Annotated in this window: 14 protein-coding genes; 13 read left to right on the plus strand and 1 reads right to left on the minus strand. The window is 34.9% G+C overall.

Translation table 11 applies throughout. The annotated features are described in order from the left end of the window. The first annotated feature begins 7 nt into the window (after nucleotides 1-7). The 6 genes from HND39_08800 (at nucleotide 8) to HND39_08825 (ending at nucleotide 13,024) form a co-directional block, all read left to right on the plus strand. Complete coding sequence (locus HND39_08800; protein ID QKJ96371.1) at nucleotides 8-1,660, plus strand: hypothetical protein; 1,653 nt, start codon at nucleotides 8-10, stop codon at nucleotides 1,658-1,660. A 109-nt stretch (nucleotides 1,661-1,769) separates the two neighbouring features. After that, nucleotides 1,770-2,765: a D-glycero-beta-D-manno-heptose-7-phosphate kinase gene (gene rfaE1, locus HND39_08805; GenBank protein QKJ96372.1), complete on the plus strand. Its 996-nt coding sequence runs from the start codon at nucleotides 1,770-1,772 to the stop codon at nucleotides 2,763-2,765. Then, nucleotides 2,762-3,241, plus strand: a complete 480-nt coding sequence (rfaE2, locus tag HND39_08810) for a D-glycero-beta-D-manno-heptose 1-phosphate adenylyltransferase (protein ID QKJ96373.1) — start codon at nucleotides 2,762-2,764, stop codon at nucleotides 3,239-3,241. Before rfaE1 ends, rfaE2 begins: the two co-directional genes overlap by 4 nt. A 5-nt stretch (nucleotides 3,242-3,246) precedes the next feature. Beyond that, the gene (locus HND39_08815; protein ID QKJ96374.1) at nucleotides 3,247-7,743 is read left to right on the plus strand and encodes a hypothetical protein; all 4,497 of its coding nucleotides are present in this window, start codon (nucleotides 3,247-3,249) and stop codon (nucleotides 7,741-7,743) included. Further along, nucleotides 7,743-9,842 (plus strand): ribonuclease R, encoded by a 2,100-nt coding sequence (gene rnr, locus HND39_08820; GenBank protein QKJ96375.1) that lies wholly within the window; start codon nucleotides 7,743-7,745, stop codon nucleotides 9,840-9,842. The genes HND39_08815 and rnr overlap by 1 nt, the downstream gene beginning before the upstream one ends. Beyond that, nucleotides 9,842-13,024, plus strand: a complete 3,183-nt coding sequence (locus HND39_08825; GenBank protein QKJ96376.1) for a biopolymer transporter Tol — start codon at nucleotides 9,842-9,844, stop codon at nucleotides 13,022-13,024. The genes rnr and HND39_08825 overlap by 1 nt, the downstream gene beginning before the upstream one ends. 50 nt (nucleotides 13,025-13,074) lie before the next feature. On the opposite strand, the gene HND39_08830 is transcribed toward HND39_08825, so the two are convergent. Next, on the minus strand, nucleotides 13,075-13,338 hold the full coding sequence (locus HND39_08830; protein QKJ96377.1) for a zinc ribbon domain-containing protein: 264 nt from the start codon (nucleotides 13,336-13,338) through the stop codon (nucleotides 13,075-13,077). Nucleotides 13,339-13,436: 98 nt separating this feature from the next. Between HND39_08830 and HND39_08835 the strand changes: the two genes are divergently transcribed. The 7 genes from HND39_08835 to HND39_08865 all read left to right on the plus strand — a co-directional run bounded on the left by HND39_08835 (nucleotide 13,437) and on the right by HND39_08865 (nucleotide 17,860). Continuing rightward, nucleotides 13,437-14,138, plus strand: coding sequence for an LPXTG cell wall anchor domain-containing protein (locus HND39_08835; protein QKJ96378.1), 702 nt, complete (start codon nucleotides 13,437-13,439; stop codon nucleotides 14,136-14,138). 107 nt (nucleotides 14,139-14,245) lie between these two features. Then, complete coding sequence (locus HND39_08840) at nucleotides 14,246-15,193, plus strand: ribose-phosphate pyrophosphokinase (protein QKJ96379.1); 948 nt, start codon at nucleotides 14,246-14,248, stop codon at nucleotides 15,191-15,193. Nucleotides 15,194-15,210: 17 nt separating this feature from the next. Further along, a complete protein-coding gene (locus HND39_08845) occupies nucleotides 15,211-15,858 on the plus strand; it encodes a 50S ribosomal protein L25 (protein ID QKJ96380.1) in 648 nt (215 codons plus the stop codon). 13 nt (nucleotides 15,859-15,871) lie between these two features. Then, a complete protein-coding gene (locus tag HND39_08850) occupies nucleotides 15,872-16,477 on the plus strand; it encodes an aminoacyl-tRNA hydrolase (protein ID QKJ96381.1) in 606 nt (201 codons plus the stop codon). Nucleotides 16,478-16,680: 203 nt separating this feature from the next. Then, nucleotides 16,681-17,100 carry a 30S ribosomal protein S6 gene (gene rpsF, locus HND39_08855; protein QKJ96382.1) on the plus strand — a complete coding sequence of 140 codons (420 nt, stop codon included), beginning with the start codon at nucleotides 16,681-16,683 and terminating at the stop codon, nucleotides 17,098-17,100. A 32-nt stretch (nucleotides 17,101-17,132) separates the two neighbouring features. Continuing rightward, nucleotides 17,133-17,618 (plus strand): single-stranded DNA-binding protein, encoded by a 486-nt coding sequence (locus tag HND39_08860; protein ID QKJ96383.1) that lies wholly within the window; start codon nucleotides 17,133-17,135, stop codon nucleotides 17,616-17,618. A gap of 2 nt (nucleotides 17,619-17,620) precedes the next feature. After that, a complete protein-coding gene (locus tag HND39_08865) occupies nucleotides 17,621-17,860 on the plus strand; it encodes a 30S ribosomal protein S18 (GenBank protein QKJ96384.1) in 240 nt (79 codons plus the stop codon). The last annotated feature ends 2 nt before the right edge of the window (nucleotides 17,861-17,862 follow it).

The raw sequence follows: 17,862 nt of genomic DNA on the forward strand, positions 1-17,862 counted from the left end.
GGAAGAAATGAAAATAATATTTGCAATTTTATTTATAGGATATGCAATAAATGTTTATTCACAGGGGAATGGTCATCCTTTGACATATGATGATTTTGACACTTTGGACGTGAACAATATTCAGTTGGTAACTTCGAATGTTGGAAACTGTGATGGAGCTAAATGGTTGGAGCTTGCGCCTAATAATCAGCAAGGTTATGGCGACTGGATCATTTTTGATCATGGTCCCTGGTTGGTTGGTAAAGTCAATGGTGAACCTATACTTTCAATCATTCAATGGTGGAAAGCATGGAACTACTCACCAGGTCCTATTATTAATGGTCAGGCTGCAATGCTTATTCACCCTGAGGATTCATTAAAATACAGAACTTATAAAATAACTCAAGGTGATGATGATACTAATCCTGATTATGCTGAATGGCCTGTTGAATATGGTGCGCCTGTAAAACCAAATGGAGATCCCTTAATCAAAGGATATCAGACTATTTGGAGTGCATATAATTCTTTCGATACTACTGCAACAATTTTCAGTGGTCTTTGGAATGGACCTTTGACAAGCTATCCGGTTGAAATTCATCAGACAGTTTTCGCAAAAAATGGTTTTGAAAGTGATTCGGTAGATATTTTATCTAATGTTGTTTTTCTAGAATGGGAGATAATTAATAAGAGTAACTCAGTAATAGACTCGGCTTATTTTGGTTTTTGGTCAGATATTGATTTTAATGGAGCAGTTGACAACAATCCTGGAGTTGACACTTTAAGGCAAATAGGATACTGCTGGAATGACCAAGAAAATATTTGGGACTCACTTTATCCGGCAGTGGGATATGTGCTATTGTTCGGTCCTGCTGTTGACTCACCTGGGAATACAGCAACTTTTAAGGGAAGAAATTTACCTGATCATAAAAATCTTCAGTTGAATGCGTTTCGAGGTATTGGTGATGATTCAATTTGGAATATGCCTCTGATAGCTCCGGTTCGTTCAATGCTCGAATCGCAATATGTAGCAAATGGGCTTCAAGCAGATGGAAATCTGATTATAAATCCAATTACTAATCTTCAAACGACTTTTCCGTTTTCAGGTGATCCCGTAACTGGAGAAGGATGGATATATAATCTTGTTACTTCAGGCGGTGCAGGTTTTGTTTTTTTCTCCGGACCGTTTACAATTTCACCAAATGATACACAGTGGTCGATGATTGCTGTTGTTCCCGGATTAGGAACGGATCGGCTTAACAGTATAACGAAGATGAGAAGAAAAGCAGAAATACTACATTCTTTACCCTATGATAGTCTTGCATTCGGTACTTTAAGTTATCCAATTACAGATGTTGAATATGAGGGAACATCTATACCAATGGAATTTAAACTCGAACAAAACTATCCTAACCCATTCAACCCAAGCACTAAAATAAGTTGGCAGTCGCCGATAGGTAGTTGGCAAACTTTAATAGTGTTTGATATTCTCGGACGGGAAATAGCAACGCTTGTTAATGAATATAGACCAGCAGGTAATTATGAAGTTGAGTTCAATGGTCATTCTGACGAAGGTCAGAATCTTCCAAGTGGTGTGTATTTTTATCAGCTAAGGATTCAAGGTCCTGAAACAAGTTCAGGACAAGGAATAATCCAGACTAAGAAAATGATTCTACTCAAATAAATTACCTCATTTCAAAATAAATCATTTCAAAGCTCCGCAATTCGGGGCTTTATAACCTCTCTATTTATACTTATTTTAATTTTCAAATTTTATAATAATCAGGAATAAAATGGTAGATATTTCTAATAAACGACTTGATGAATTAAAGAAAGGTTTCGATGGAAAAAGAATTGCAGTTATTGGTGATATGATGCTGGATGGTTATTTCTGGGGAGATGTTAAAAGAATTTCCCCTGAAGCTCCGGTCCCTGTGCTTGACGTTGAAGATGAGTTTTTTCGCTTTGGCGGTGCAGCAAATGTCGCTTTGAATGTTTTAACTCTCGGAGGAATTCCTGTCCCGGTTGGTGTAATTGGTAATGATACTTACGGTAATATTTTTTCTTCGTTACTTAAAGAAAAGAAAATTAATTCGGATGGAATTATAATTGATAGTGATAGACCAACAACTACAAAAACCAGGGTAATCGCGAACAATCAGCATGTAGTCAGGATTGATAAAGAAAGTAAAGTAAATATTAGTAATCATATTGAATCAAAGATTCTATACTTTCTCGAAAGTGTTCTCAGCAGTATTGACGGAATAATACTTCAGGATTACAATAAGGGAGTTTTAACTCCATCACTCATCTCAAAAATTATTTCAATCGCAAACAAAAAAAATATACTCATCACAGTTGATCCTAAATTCGATAATTTTTTTGAATATAAAAACGTCACTGTAATAAAACCAAACAGAAAAGAAACTGAGACCATTCTTGGAATCAGAATTAAGGATGATAAAGATATTTCATCCGCCGGAAGAAATCTTTTGCAAAAACTGAATTCGGAGTACGTGCTTCTCACACTTGGCGAAGGTGGAATTGCAGTTTTTGAAAAAGGCGGCAATGAAAGAAGAATGCCGACAAAAGCCAGAAAGGTTGCTGATGTTTCGGGTGCAGGTGATACCGTAATATCAACTCTTACTATTGGTCTTACTTCGGGTGCAAATATTTATGAAGCATGTTTCCTTGCTAATTATGCTGCGGGAATTGTGTGTGGTGAAGCCGGAATTGTCCCGATCGAAAAAGAAACTCTTTTTCAAACTGTACTAAAAGATAACTTATGAGTTCAGCAACTTCCCTGACTGAAATAAAAAAGATAAGATCAAAACTTAAAACCGAAGGACAAAAAATTGTTTTTACTAACGGAGTTTTTGATTTAGTTCATGCGGGTCATGTCGATTATCTCTCCAAAGCAAAAAAACTTGGCGATGTTCTTATCGTTGGCTTGAATTCTGATGATTCTGTTAAAAGAATTAAGGGCGATAGAAGACCTATTCTCAAGCAGGAAGAGAGAGCGTTTATTATCTCCAATCTCAAACCGGTTGATTATGTAGTTCTGTTTGACGATGACACACCGGAAAAATTAATTTCTGAAATAATTCCTGATATACTTGTTAAAGGTGCAGACTGGTCAATTGAAAAAATAATAGGCAAAGATATTGTTGAAAGAAATGGAGGCAAGGTGATGAACATCAAATTTGTCAATGATCAGTCAACTTCCAAAATAATTGATCTTATTGTTAAAAGATTTTCGAACTAATAAATATGCTTTTTCGCAGGAAGTCAGATGTTAAAAGACCGCTTTTCAGGAAAATAGTTAATTATTTTCTTGGCGCAGGTATCGGTCTTTTATTAATTCTGCTTGTTGCTTTTGGTTACACTCAAACATCTTCATTTCGTAATTGGCTTAAAGAAGTTATTGTTGAACAGGTCAACTCATCTACGAATGGAAAGTTATACATCGGAAATATTGATGGAACTATTTTCACTACATTAATTTTATCTAACACCTCATACACACTAGAGCAGGATACACTTTTTTCAGCAAAAAAAATTGAATTGAAAGTAAGTCCGTTAAGAGTTCTTCTGAAAACTATCTACTTACGAAAACTCGAAATCGAAAACGCTGATATCTCATTGCTGAAAAATGAGAATGGTGAGTTAAATATTTCCAGAATTACCTCTCCTGCTGAAGAAAAAGTTGAAGAAATCGAAGACTCACTCTCCACTTCGCAGCCATTTAGCTGGAAGATTGATGTAGCTGAACTTAATCTTATCAATGTGAACTTTAAGCATCAGACAATTGCCAATAAGAATAGTACTAACTTGTACTTGCAGCCAGATATGGATGATTTAAGGCTTCAAAATATTAATCTTTCACTCTCAGCATCTGCTGATATGATTGAAAATGAATACCAGGTTCTCATTTCTGAATTTAGTGTAATTCCAAACTTAATTGGTTTCAAGCTGCTTAATCTTTCCGGCAATTTTATTCTCCTCGATGATATGGCAGGAGTAACAGATCTTAAAATCATTACCGAACGATCGTACGTTTCTCTCAACGCTGCAATATCTGATTTTCATCTCTTTAATGGTGAAGAACTGGATCTTGAAAAGTCACCGGTTAAAATTGAAATGAGTGCGATGGATTTTAACTTTGATGATTTGACAAACTTCATTGATGGAACTGATATTCTTAAAGGAAGTCTGGAAACGCATGTAAATGCGCAGGGTACGTTTGATGAACTTGAATTAAAAAATCTTGAAGTAAAATTTAACGAAACCAGTCTCAATGCTTCGGGCTATCTTCAAAATATTCTTGGTGGAGAGAATATGTTGATAGACATGAAATTCAGGGATTCATTTGTCAATCAAGATGATATAACCAACTTGTTACCTACTATCGGAATACCTACTTACAAAGATTACGGCGTACTTCGGTTTGATTCTCTGGCTTTTGTTGGGAAGCCGCTTGATTTCACTGCTAATATGCTTTTAAAGACAGATAAAGGCGGCGTAAGTGGATTAGTAAAGATGAACTTAACAGGTGAGGAAATAGAATATGATTATCAAATCAAAACAACTGATCTAAATCTTATGCCGGTTGCAGGAATAAATACAAGTTTGAATTTAGTCGGCAATTTAAAAGGCAAAGGTTTTTCACCTGAAAATCTTGAAACCTCAATACACATTCAGGCAGGTACTTCAAATATCGAAAATATTTTTTTCAGGGATTTCAATATTAATGTGGATGGTTCAGGTGGTTTAATTAATACTGATATCTCCTTTTCTTCTGCCAAAACCAGAGGAAGTTTTGATGCTCATTTTAATTTTACTGACACCACAACATCGAAATATAATTTTGACTTGGTTCTGAAGGGTTTTAATCTTGATGATTTTGTGAAGCAAAGCGGAATTAATACGGAGTTGAATATCTCGCTGAAAGGTGATGGTGAAAATTTTGATCAGGACAGGTTGAACTTATTTGCTGTGTTGGAAATTGACAGCTCGCATCTTGATAACATCGTAATAGATAGCACTACATTGATAGCTGATATTAGAAGCGGACAAGAAGACAGAGTCATAAACATTATATCTGATTTAGCAGATCTTACAATTACAGGTGAGTTTACCTTGACTGAAGCAATCGATGTTATCTCAGATGAAATACAACTCATCTCGAATTCGATTCAGAAAAAAATGGAAAAAATTCAACCACCTGATTTCAGAGATGTGACTCATGAAACTGCATTGAACACCGTTTCAGAAAATTCAGATTTATATCTTCCGGAAAAAAGATTAAATATTCAGTATTTACTCGAACTGAAGTCATTCGAATTACTTTCACTTTTCTTGGGAAATGCTGAAATTGAAGTTGATGGCGAAATTTCAGGGAAACTTGCTTCGAGCGGGGATACAACAATTCTTACACTTGATACTAAAATTGATCAGATGAAATACTGGGATGGGCAGGAACTTTATTACTTGTCGGATTTTGAATTTACTACTGAAGTCAATAGTCAATTATATGCTGATTCTTTTGATGGGTTCACTGCTGACCTAAATTTATCTGCAAAAAGAATTTTTACTGGCAGCGAAATAACAGATTTGAAACTGGATATTAATTTTATTGATAACGATGCTCAGGTTGATCTTAATGTCACTTATGATACGGATTTTACAATTGATTTAAATGGAGGACTTTCAGTTAAAGATGGATTTGTGGAAGTTAACTTTGAAAAGTTTCGTGCTAGTTACATTGACTTTAACCTCACTAATAGCGGAGACATAAAATTTAATTACTCAAATGATAACTTCAGTTTTGATGCATTCAGACTTGTTCATAATAGCGGAAACCTTGATTTGAATGGTGTTCTGTCACTCGAAGGCAATGAAGATTTAACACTGAAACTCAGTACTTTTAAGATGAATGACTTGAGTAAAAATCTTCTTGGTCTTGGTAAGGATAAATCTATTGATGGTGAACTTAATCTTGACTTCCGATTGACTGGGACTGCGAAGAATCCTGTCATGAATCTTGAATATTCGGTTGATTCACTTAAAGTTCAAAATTATAATTTCGGCTCGTTAAATTGTAATGCATCTTATGCCTCAAAGTTATTTGGATTTGATTTAAGTTTTCTCGGATCGAATAATCTTTTGCAGAAAAAAAGTCTGGGCATTGAAGGCTCTCTACCAGTTGATCTTTCATTCTTTGCAGAAAATAGAAATACCGGCGATGATTATTTTGATGTAAAACTTTTTGCTGACAATTTCGATCTGAGTTTTGTTGGAAGCTTTCTGCCCGGAATAAAAAATATGAAAGGAATGTTGAACGGAAATGTTCGTTTCTTCGGTCCTTACGAAAATATTTTAAATGAAGGTGAGCTGACAATAAATAATTCATCCTTCTTGCTTGAAGCAGTAAATCTGACTTACCTGCTCGATGGCAAAATTAATTTTAACGAGAATAAAATATTCCTGACAAATCTGAATTTATCTAATGACAGTAAAGTGAAAAATGGCGGAACCATCAGGGCTGCAGGTGAAATCGCTTATCATAATTTTGCAATCGACAGTATTACTATTCGGGCTGCAGGTGAATTAAAATTACTTGATCAACGATCGAAAGCTGCAAATCCTTCTCTTTATGGTGATATTGCTATTAGAACCCGTAACGAAATAATTTTCAAATCGAACAGTGATCGCAATTATCTGAATATTGACCTGATCCTGAAAGAAGATGCAAACATAACTTACTCACCGACTCAAACAGCTTTTTCAAATGAGAACGATAAATTCACGTATATTTTATCTTCACCGGTCGAGGAGGATATGATTCAGAAAGAGATTGATAGTCTTATTCACGTTGCTGAGCAGAAGAAAGCAGAACTTCAGTCGGAATCTGAAATACCATTTGACTTTGATTTTAAACTGGAAGTTGAAAATGAAGCAAAAGTTGAATATGTGTTATCAAAAGAGTTTAAACAGAAATTGACCGCATATCTTGGTGGAAAAGTTGAATATTCGGAAATTAATAATCAACCGGTTACGAGTGGCGAATTAATCTTACTCGATGGTTCTAAATTAGATTTTATAAAAACCTTTCAGGCGAACGGCAACATCAGGTTTCTGGATGAGATTGATAATCCGTACGTCGATGTAACAGCAACTTATGAAAGTTTTTACAGCCCTGATACTGTTCGGACAGGTACAAATGAATGGGATGTTAGAATAATAATCAAACTGGAAGGACCCGCAAAAAATTTAACAGCAAATTTTCTGCAGGATGAAAATAATATTGCAGTTTATAAAAGCCGAAGAAATGCCAATCAATTTGAACTTGATGCAACAAAAACATTTTCGGATGCGATGACCTTCATCATATTAAATAAATTTCCTGAAGACGCATCAATGCAGGAATCTAACTTTGCAGCTTCAACTTTAACTTCACTTGCCGGCTCCATTCTTGGTGGTGTGTTGAATGAAAAATTTGGAGATGTGGTTAGAAGTGTAAATGTTCAGCAGGTTGGTACTGAAACTCAATTCAGTTTAATTGGCAAAGTTGCTGATTTCAGATATGAGATTGGCGGTACATCACAAGTCTTTCAGGATTTGAGCCGAGCAAACGTGAAAATTGAACATCCGCTCTTCTTCCAGAATTTTATCATCAGATTCGATAGAAGAGAACCGCCTTATCAATCATCAACCTACAGTGAAATGATAAATGAACTTGGGTTGAAATATAGTTTTGTGTTTTAATGAAAAATCAAATCAAGTCCTTCTTTAAAGAAAATCCCACTCGTTCCTTTAAATCTAAAGAAATTGCTAAACGATTAAAGATAAAAGATGATCGAACATATCTTTTGCTGAAAAATGAATTGCATAAGCTTGAAGCAGAATTATTTCTTTCAAGAAATGGCAAACGATATAAAATTTATTCATTACCTGATACAAATAAATTGATCGGGTATTTCAATTTAAATGAAGGCGGCTATGGTTTTGTTACTCCAAAAAATTCTAAGACTGGTGATATCTTCATTGCCGCACGTAATATTAACAATGCTTTTCATGGCGATAAAGTAGAGGTTGTCGTCTTTGCAAAACAAAAAGGAAAAAATCTTGAGGGGCAGATAACTAAAGTCATCGAGCGGAAAAGAAAAGAAATAGTTGGTCAGTTAAAGAAAAGCAAATCATTTTATTTCGTCACACCGGACGATCCAAAGATCCATCGTGATATTTATGTAGATGAAAAGAGTTTAAAGGAATCTAAAACGGGAGACAAAGTTGCGGTGGGAAATATTTCATGGGAAGATAGAATGCTTAATCCTGTCGGTAAGATCGTTGAAATTATTGGCAGAGAAGGAACACTTCAGACAGAGGTTACTTCAATTGCCCGCGAGTTTGGGATACCTTTTCTTTTTAAAGAGAAATCTTTGAAAGAAGCTGAAAGCATTTCCCTTGACATAAGCGATTATGAATTAGGAAAACGGATTGATTTCAGAGATAAAAATGTTTTTACAATTGATCCGGTAGATGCAAAAGATTTTGATGATGCACTTTCAATTGAAAAACTGGAGAATGGTAATTACAGAGTTGGTGTTCATATTGCGGATGTGGGTCATTACGTGAAACAAGGGACTTCGATTGATAAAGAAGCATCCGAAAGAGGTAACAGTGTTTACTTTGTGGGTAAAGCTATTCCAATGCTGCCGGAAAAGTTGTCAAATAATCTTTGCTCACTCGTACCGAACGAAGATAGACTGACGTTCTCAGTTATATTTGAAATGACACCAAAAGCCGTTATCATCAAGAATCAGATTGCAAAGACAATTATAAACAGCAAACGAAGATTTACTTATGAAGAAGCCCAGAATATTATTGAATCCGGATCAGGTGATTATTCCAATGAAATAAATCTATCGAACGAATTAGCTAAAAAACTTCGGGCTCAAAGAATGAAAGCCGGCAGTTTCGAATTTTTTACGCCTGAAGTACAATTCAAACTTGATCAAAAAGGTTTTCCAGTTGAAGTTCTAAAAAAAGAAATTAAAGAAAGCAATATGCTCATTGAAGAGTTTATGCTGCTTGCAAATAAAACTATTGCAGAAAGAATTTTCTCTAAAGGTAATATTTCTTTTGTTTACAGAGTGCACGATTATCCCGATGAAGAAAAAATTACGGAGTTTGCAAGATTTGTAAAATCGCTTGGTTATGTTTTCAATCCAAAAGGAGGAAAAGCAGCCGGTCAATTTAATCAGTTGATGAAGCAAGTTAGAGGAACAGAAGAAGAGGGTGTTATAAATGAGCTCGCTGTTCGTTCAATGGCGAAAGCAATTTATTCAACAAAAAATATTGGACATTACGGATTAGGATTTAGCAATTACACTCATTTTACTTCACCGATTAGACGTTATGCAGACTTATTGGTTCACCGTATTTTAGATAAAACTTTGATTTCAAAAACCGGAAGGAATTATTCTCTTGACCAGTTGAATAAAATTTGTGAACATATTTCAGCAACAGAAAGAACCGCAATGGAAGCTGAGCGCAGATCAGTTAAGTTAAAGCAGATTCAATTCCTTCACGATAAGCTTGGTGAAGATTTCCATGCTGTAATTTCAGGTGTAGCAAATTATGGGATTTTCGTTGAATTAGTTGATATTTTAGCTGAAGGGTTGATAAGAGTAAAAGATTTAGAGGGAGATTTTTATGTTTTGGATGAAAAGAAATATTCATTAATTGGCAGACGAACAAAAAAAGCATTTCGGCTTGGTGATAAAATAACGGTCAAGCTGGTTCGTGTGGATTTAGAAAATCTTGAGCTTGATTTTATTACCGTGAATGATCAAATAAATTAATGTTAAAACAGATTTTTAAAATATTTGCCATAGTGTTCATTATTCAGGTGGCACTGTTTGCGCAGTTTGGTAAAAATAAAGTACAATTTAAATATTTTGACTGGTATTTTATCCAGACAAAACACTTTGATATTTACTTCAATAATAAAGGCGAGACTCTCGCTGAATTTACTGCACACGCTTCAGAAGATGCATTAGCTAAAATTCTGAACAGTTTTAACTATTCTGTAAACAGTAGAATAACAATTATCGTTTATAACTCGCAAAATGACTTTCAGGAAACAAACGTTACTGATTCATATCTTAGCGAAGGAATCGAAGGTTTCACTGAATTATTCAAGAACAGAGTTGTTGTCCAGTTCCACGGTTCATATAAACAATTCAGACATCTGATTCATCATGAACTGGTTCACGCAGTAATCAATGATATGTTTTATGGTGGATCACTTCAAAACATAATTTCAAATAATATCACCGTACAGATTCCATTATGGTTTAACGAAGGAATGGCTGAATACCAGGCTCTTGGCTGGGATGAAGATACTGATATGTTTATCAGAGATGCTGCAATAAATGAATATCTTCCGGATGTTCAGAATTTATCTGGTTATTTTGCGTATCGTGGCGGACAGGCGGTTTTTTATTACATCGCAAAGAGATATGGTAAAGAAAAAATTGGTGAAATAATTAATGCGATGAGAAGCCTGGGTAATGTTGATGCAGCATTTAAACAAACAATAGGACTCAACATTAAAGAATTTAATGAAAGATGGAAGAAAGATATTAAGCGTGTTTACTGGCCCGATATTGAGATAACTCAGGACCCTGATGAATTTGCAAAAAGGCTTACCGATCCGGATGGAGATGAAAGTTTTTATAATACCAGTCCTGCAATCTCACCACAAGGTAATAAGATTGCTTTCATAACCAATCGCGATTTCTTTTTTAGTCTGTACATCATGGATGCAAATACCGGCGAAATAATCACGAAGCTGGCGGAAGGAAATCAATCACCAAATTTTGAAGAACTGAACATTCTTACTCCTGGTTTAACCTGGTCACCTGATGGTTCAAAGATTGCGATTGCAGCATTAAGTCATGGTTATGATATCATATATATTTTTGATGTTGAAGAAGATGATTATTACACTTTACCGATCAAGATGGATGGTGTTCAGAGTGTTACCTGGTCCCGGGATGGAAAACAACTCGCATTTATCGGGCAGAACTCCAGGCAGACTGATATTTATACTTATGATTTCAATACAAAGGAAATCAAAAATCTGACAGATGATATTTTTACTGATAAAGACCCCAACTGGTCTCATGATGGAAAAACAATTTATTTCTCTTCAGATAGAAATGGGTATGAAAATATTGAGGATGTACCAGCTGGATTTAAAATTTACAATTACGACTTTTCACAACTGGAAATCTATGCGCTTGATGTTGAAACTAAATCAATAAAAAGAATCACTGATTTGCCTGCCAGCAATGAAACTTCACCAATTGTGAGCCCCGATGGAAGTCAGATACTTTTTATTTCAGACTTAAATGGGATAAATAATATTTACAAGAAGAATCTTGTTTTCGCTTCAACAGATAATTACGTTAATGATATAAAAGATATTAAACCAATTCCGGTTACAAATTCGCAGTCAGGTTTGTATCAGCTATCTGCATCTGAAGATGGGAAAAAACTTGCATTTTCATCTCTGTATAAATCTTCATTCAATATATTTTTATTGAACAACCCTTTTGAATCAGAACTTGATGTTAATGAATTACCATTAACAAAATACAGACAGGGAAAATTGAATCTCGATGCACCTCCATTGGAATTATTGAAAGAGGAGAATGAATCGTCAAAAGACAGCACAGATTTTAATCCCTCAAAATTTTTTGCAGGTAATGATTCTACAAAAAAATACGGTGATTCTATCACGGTTGATTTTGGTAATTATGTTTTCGGAACAGAGCAAGTTGCAGTATCAAATGAAGAAAAATCTGATACACTTGGTTTAATTGATAACCTTGATGAAAGAGGTAACTTCAAAATAAATAAGTATAAAATAAATTTTGCACCTGATCTCGTTTATGCAAACGCAGGTTACAGTACTCTTTATGGACTTATTGGTACTACTGTAATTTCTTTTAGTGATGTACTCGGAAATCATCGTCTGATTGGAGTTACAGGTTTACAAATTGACTTAAAGAACAGTGACTATGGTTTAGCATATTACTATCTTGCGAAAAGAATACACTGGGGAATTGAAGGTTACCATACAGCCAGATTTGTTCGTTTATTAAGATTGGATCCGAGAGGATTTTTCACGTCGAATTTATTTCGTTACAGAAACTTTGGTGTCTCTGGTTCAGCAAGTTTTCCACTAAATAGATTTTATAGATTTGACTTCGGAATTAGTGTATTAAATGTCACTGGTGAAAATCTTGACAATATTTTAGAACCTACTGAAAATGTTACCTTTACTGTCCCGCAAGTTAGTTTTGTTCATGATAATGTTCTCTGGGGTTACACAGCACCAATTCAGGGAACACGCTACCGATTTGATGTATTTGGAAACCTTGGTGCTACTGACCCAGGCAAAAGCTTTTACTCAATAATTGGTGATCTACGTACGTATTTAAGATTTTTTTATGATCATTCACTTGCATTGAGACTTTCGGGTGGATATTCAGGTGGTGAAAATCCTCAAAGATTTTTTATTGGTGGAACTGAAAATTGGATAAACAGAACTTTTGCAACAACTGAAGTCCCGATTCAATCAGCTTCTGATTTTGCATTCCTTACCGCAGTACTGCCATTAAGAGGTTACAATTATTCAGAACGGATTGGTACAAGATACTTGCTCGCAAATATGGAATTAAGATTTCCACTTATCAGATACTTACTAACCGGAGGTATTCCTCTGTTATTTAACAATATCATTGGTGTGGCTTTTATTGATGCAGGAACTACATGGTATGATAACAGTAAAATAAAACTTTTTAGCAGAAACACTGCCGGCAGTATTATTACAGATGATTTGCTTGTAGGTACTGGTGTGGGAGCGAGAGTTTATTTCCTCTACTTTTTACTTCGATTTGATGTCGCGTGGGCGTATAATATTGAAGGATTCTCAAGTCCTAAATTTTATTTTTCTTTGGGTGCTGATTTTTGACATCAGCTTCAAAGAGATAATCATGTCCTGGATTACTTCAAAATAAATGATTAATTATCCTTTTTTTCAGTTCCTGATTTCTTCTCAGTGTCAGATGATTTATCTGAAGGTTTACTGCTGCTATTAGAAGAATTTCTCTTATAATCAGTTTGATAAAAACCACTTCCTTTGAAAATTGTGCCAGCTCCTGTTCCAATTATTCTCTTTACACGCCCTTTGCATTTTGGACATTCAGTTATAGGATCGGCTGACATTGGCTGAAAATATTCGAAAGTATAACCGCAGTTTGTACATTTATAGTCGTATGTTGGCATAACGAAATCTGATTATTACAAAATAAATTTAATAAGTAAGCGAATTTAATTTTTTTTCTCTAAATTTGATTAGCAATCTTTAAAGTGGATTCAAGATAATGCTGAATTTTATAAAATCATCCTCAAAACAAAAAGGTAAATTCCTTCTTTTAATCTTATTCCTTGTATTGATGTATAGTTTAGGTGGTTGCCTGAATTATTATCAGGAAGTAACTCTCTATCCTGATGGTTCTGGCAAAATGCATATTGACTACTGGATGAAATTTATGAATGAAGAAAGCGAAAAAGTTGTGCAAAATCTTGGAATTTTTAATCCTGACTCCATTCGTTCAGGCTTCAGTTCAGCTTATAGCTCTGTGGATAATGTTCTTGTCAATAAAGATAGTACTGATTCAACAACTCATGCGTTAATCGATATTAGTTTTAACCATATTGATTCGTTAAATAAAACCAAAGTTTTCAGTGAATACAATTTTTCATTCCAGGAAAAAGGTAAAGATCAAATTATTTTTAGCCAGTTTATTCCACCCATTGCAACTGGATTCGGAATTGATGCAAGCACATTCAATGTAGAATACAAGTATAAAATTTCAGGAGATATTCTTTCGCATAATGCTCAGGAGGTTTCTGGGAAAACCTTAATCTGGCGGTATAAACTCTCTGACATTGGCAGCGGAAAAACCATAAATGTTGTTTTTCAGCCATACAAACTGAAAGAAACACCTACCTGGATTTACATTCTATCAGGGATTGTATTACTCGTAGTTCTTTTCTTTTTATTGAAAAAAAGAAAAAGTTGAGCTCTTTTGCTTTAAAACAGCGGGAGTGAACTTCAATATTTTATTGACATAACAATAGGCTTTCCATATATTTGTCCTCTATTTTTTGAAAGAAACTCCAAGAACTTATGGCAACGAACGATTATATGATATTTGCGGGTGCGTCTAATTCTCCTCTCGCAAAAAAAATTGCTTCCAGAGTTGGAAAACCGCTCGGATTAATCGAATTAAAAAGATTTAGCGACGGAGAAATATGGGTTAAATTTGGAGAGAACATCAGAGGATTAGATATATTTTTAATACAATCAACCAATCCTCCGGCTGATAACTTGATGGAGCTGCTCATTATGATCGATGCAGCAAAACGTGCTTCAGCAAAAAATATTACAGCTGTGATTCCTTATTTTGGATATGCAAGACAAGACAGAAAAGATCAACCAAGAGTTGCAATTACAGCAAAATTAATAGCTAACCTGTTGACAGTTGCTGGCGCTGATCGTATTATCACGATGGATTTACATGCAGCACAAATTCAAGGTTATTTTGATATTCCGTTTGATCACTTATATGGTTCTTCAGTATTCAAAGATAGAATAGAAGTTTATAAGAAAAATCTTGTAGTTGTTTCTCCGGATGTAGGCGGAATTAAAATGGCACGAGCTTATGCTAAGTTGCTTGATTGTGGATTGGTTGTTATTGATAAAAGAAGACCGAAGCAGAATTTTGCAGAAGTGATGAACATTATTGGAGACGTTGATGGGAAAGATATTTTGATAGTTGATGATCTTATAGATACTGCAGGTACTTTCGTTGGGGCAATTGATGCTTTGAAGGAAAAAGGTGCACTGAATATTTATGGAGCAATAACGCACCCAGTGCTTTCAGGTCAGGCTTTGGAAAGAATAAATGATTCCAAAGTGGCCAAACTTTTTGTTTCTGACACAATTAGTATAGAAGGAATAGATCGCGTAGAAAAAATCCAGGTTATTTCATCTGCTGAATTATTTTCAGAAGCAATTCGCAGAACATTCAATAACGAGTCAATTAGTTCATTATTTCATATCGATAAAGGTTAACAGGAGTTGTAGCAAAAATGGAAAAAAAAATATTAAAAGCATCCGAAAGAAATGTGTTTAATAAATCAGGAAGAAGAAGATTTAGAAGAGAGGGATCGATTCCCGGCGTCTTCTATTCAAAGAATATTAAACCTCTTCATATCAATGTAGCTGATAAAGCAATCAACCCTCTGGTTTTCACATCGAAAACACATTTGATTTCTCTGGAGTTGGAAGGGCATGAAGAATATGAGTGCATCATTAAAGATGTACAATTTGATCCTGTAACAGATAGAGTAATTCATTTTGATCTGTTAGGATTGACAAAGGGTGAAAAAATAAAACTTGCAATTCCGGTTCAATTGGTGGGATCTCCAATTGGTGTAAAAGAGGGTGGAATAATCCAGCATGTAATGTATAAAGTCGAAGTTGAATGTCTGCCCCGCAATATTCCTGAACATATTGTTATTGATATTTCAGGTTTAAAACTTAACGACTCGATCCATATAGGTGATTTGAAATTTGAAAACATCGAATTCACTGATCCAAAAGAATCATTGGTTGTTCAGGTAACTCACGCCAAGATAAAAGAAGAAGCTGCTCCTGCTGCTGAAGGTGCTGTTGAAGAACCAAAAGAACCTGAAGTGATTTCCAAAGGCAAACAGGAAGAAAAAGAAGAAGAATAATTCCCAGTTTGTTTTGCGAGTAATATTTGGAATTGGTAATCCCGGCATTAAGTATGCATTTAGCAGACATAATGCCGGATTTTTATTATTAGACTTCTTCGCACAAAAAAGGGATGTAAGATTTCTGGAAACTACTGGTGATTATTTAGAAGCTGCCGGTAACATAGGTACTAATGATTTTATTTTAATTAAACCTGTAAGTTTTGTAAATAATAGTGGAATTGCTGCTAAACAGGTTTTTGATCGCTACGAAATTGAACCAAAAGATTTTCTTGTAGTGTGTGACGATATAAATTTAAAAAATTTTAGCTTAAGAGTTCGACTTTCAGGTGGGGATGGTGGACATAACGGACTGAGCTCAATCATATACAACCTGCTGACAGACCAGTTTCCCAGAATCAGAATTGGAATTGGCAGTAATCCGGAGGGTGAATCTTTATCAGATTATGTTCTTTCGAACTTCAGCGACGATGAGTTGAAAAAGTATTTAGATACCTTTCAAATGTGCAACCTACTTATTGAAGAATTCATCATAGGCGGTTCAAAAAAAATGCTGGAAATAAATAGCACTTTACTCTCCAACAAAAAGACTGAAGGTTCAAAAGAGGAGGAAGTGTAATTGAGTGATTAAATTCGCTTGAATTTTACCAAAATTTTGATGACTCTACTTAGCATTCATAAAGAATTACAGGTAACAATTTCATTTGGTAATGCCCCATTAATTAAATAGATTTGTTGCCCAAAGAAAACTAATTTTTATAACCCTGTTTCTAATAACTGTGTTGTTAGAGGCCTAAAGTCCAAAGGGAGTTTATTATTTATATGAATAAGCGTGTATACGAAAGTGCAGTTCTTATTAATGCTGCCCTCGATGACGAAGCAATAAAAATTCTCATCTCAAAAATCAAAGAAACAATTTCCGGCAACGGCGGGGAAATCCGGGAAATCGAAGATTGGGGAAGAAAAAGACTTGCATACCAGATTAAAAAAAGTAAGATCGGCTATTATGTTATATTTAGATTTGATTCACAGCCTGATCTGATTACGAAACTCGAAAGGTATTATCAGTTGGATGAAACCATTCTGCGATATCTGACGATTACCCTATCTAATGATGCACTTGAACAAATCGATATTGATAAAGCTCAGCAGACTCAGTTAGTGGAAGAAGTCGAAGAAATACCAATTGTAATTTCGGAAGCTGAAGAGGATGATGAGGAAACCACTGAAAAAGACGCATAAATTTAACCACTGATAGTTTGGAGGATTCAACCATGGCCGATTTGAAAATGCCGGAAATTAATTATGTTATTGTTGCTGGCAATTTAACCAAAGACCCGATATTCAGAGAAACGACGAATAAAACACCAGTCGTTAATTTCTCTCTTGCTTCTAACAGAAGATTTAAAGACAGCACTAACCAATGGCAGGAGGATGTTTGCTATGTTGGGATTGTGGCATGGAACAAACTTGCTGAGAGTTGTAAGGAACGACTAAAAAAAGGTTCGGCTGTTTTAGTCGATGGAGAACTGCAAAGCAGAACCTGGAAAACTGATGATGGACACAACAGAAGTATTGTTGAGATTAAAGCAAGAAGAATTCAATTTTTAAATAAAAGAGGAAAATTTGTTGATGCTGGAGTTGGTGGTGAGGAAGAAGAAAATTCTGTAGTAACAGATGAAAACGACGTTGATTATACAGAAGACTCGTTCGATAAATTTCTCTCAAATGAAGAATCAGATTTAATGAAGGATAAATAAACATGATGCAGCAGAAGAAAGAAATTAAAACAAAAAAGATCTGCCGGTTTACTCAGGCAAAAATTAAATACATCGATTATAAAAATGTGAAACTTCTTCAGAAATTCGTTTCCGAACAGGGAAGGATTATTCCTAAAAGGATTACAGGAACCAGTTCGAAGTATCAAAGACAGTTAGCAATTGCGGTAAAGCGAGCGCGTCATATGGCATTATTACCGTATGTATCTGAAAGTATAAGATAAAT

This window comes from Ignavibacteriota bacterium, assembly GCA_013285405.1.
GTDB lineage: Bacteria > Bacteroidota > Ignavibacteria > Ignavibacteriales > Ignavibacteriaceae > IGN2.

What these genes read in the sequence shown, in the direction of transcription:
- rfaE2 (QKJ96373.1), top strand. Translation starts at nt 2,762, where the DNA reads ATGAGTTCAGCAACTTCCCTGACTGAAATAAAAAAGATAAGATCAAAA.
- HND39_08860 (QKJ96383.1), top strand. Translation starts at nt 17,133, where the DNA reads ATGGCCGATTTGAAAATGCCGGAAATTAATTATGTTATTGTTGCTGGC.
- HND39_08825 (QKJ96376.1), top strand. Translation starts at nt 9,842, where the DNA reads ATGTTAAAACAGATTTTTAAAATATTTGCCATAGTGTTCATTATTCAG.
- HND39_08865 (QKJ96384.1), top strand. Translation starts at nt 17,621, where the DNA reads ATGATGCAGCAGAAGAAAGAAATTAAAACAAAAAAGATCTGCCGGTTT.
- rnr (QKJ96375.1), top strand. Translation starts at nt 7,743, where the DNA reads ATGAAAAATCAAATCAAGTCCTTCTTTAAAGAAAATCCCACTCGTTCC.
- rfaE1 (QKJ96372.1), top strand. Translation starts at nt 1,770, where the DNA reads ATGGTAGATATTTCTAATAAACGACTTGATGAATTAAAGAAAGGTTTC.
- HND39_08840 (QKJ96379.1), top strand. Translation starts at nt 14,246, where the DNA reads ATGGCAACGAACGATTATATGATATTTGCGGGTGCGTCTAATTCTCCT.
- HND39_08815 (QKJ96374.1), top strand. Translation starts at nt 3,247, where the DNA reads ATGCTTTTTCGCAGGAAGTCAGATGTTAAAAGACCGCTTTTCAGGAAA.
- HND39_08800 (QKJ96371.1), top strand. Translation starts at nt 8, where the DNA reads ATGAAAATAATATTTGCAATTTTATTTATAGGATATGCAATAAATGTT.
- HND39_08845 (QKJ96380.1), top strand. Translation starts at nt 15,211, where the DNA reads ATGGAAAAAAAAATATTAAAAGCATCCGAAAGAAATGTGTTTAATAAA.
- rpsF (QKJ96382.1), top strand. Translation starts at nt 16,681, where the DNA reads ATGAATAAGCGTGTATACGAAAGTGCAGTTCTTATTAATGCTGCCCTC.
- HND39_08835 (QKJ96378.1), top strand. Translation starts at nt 13,437, where the DNA reads ATGCTGAATTTTATAAAATCATCCTCAAAACAAAAAGGTAAATTCCTT.
- HND39_08830 (QKJ96377.1), bottom strand. Translation starts at nt 13,338, where the DNA reads ATGCCAACATACGACTATAAATGTACAAACTGCGGTTATACTTTCGAA.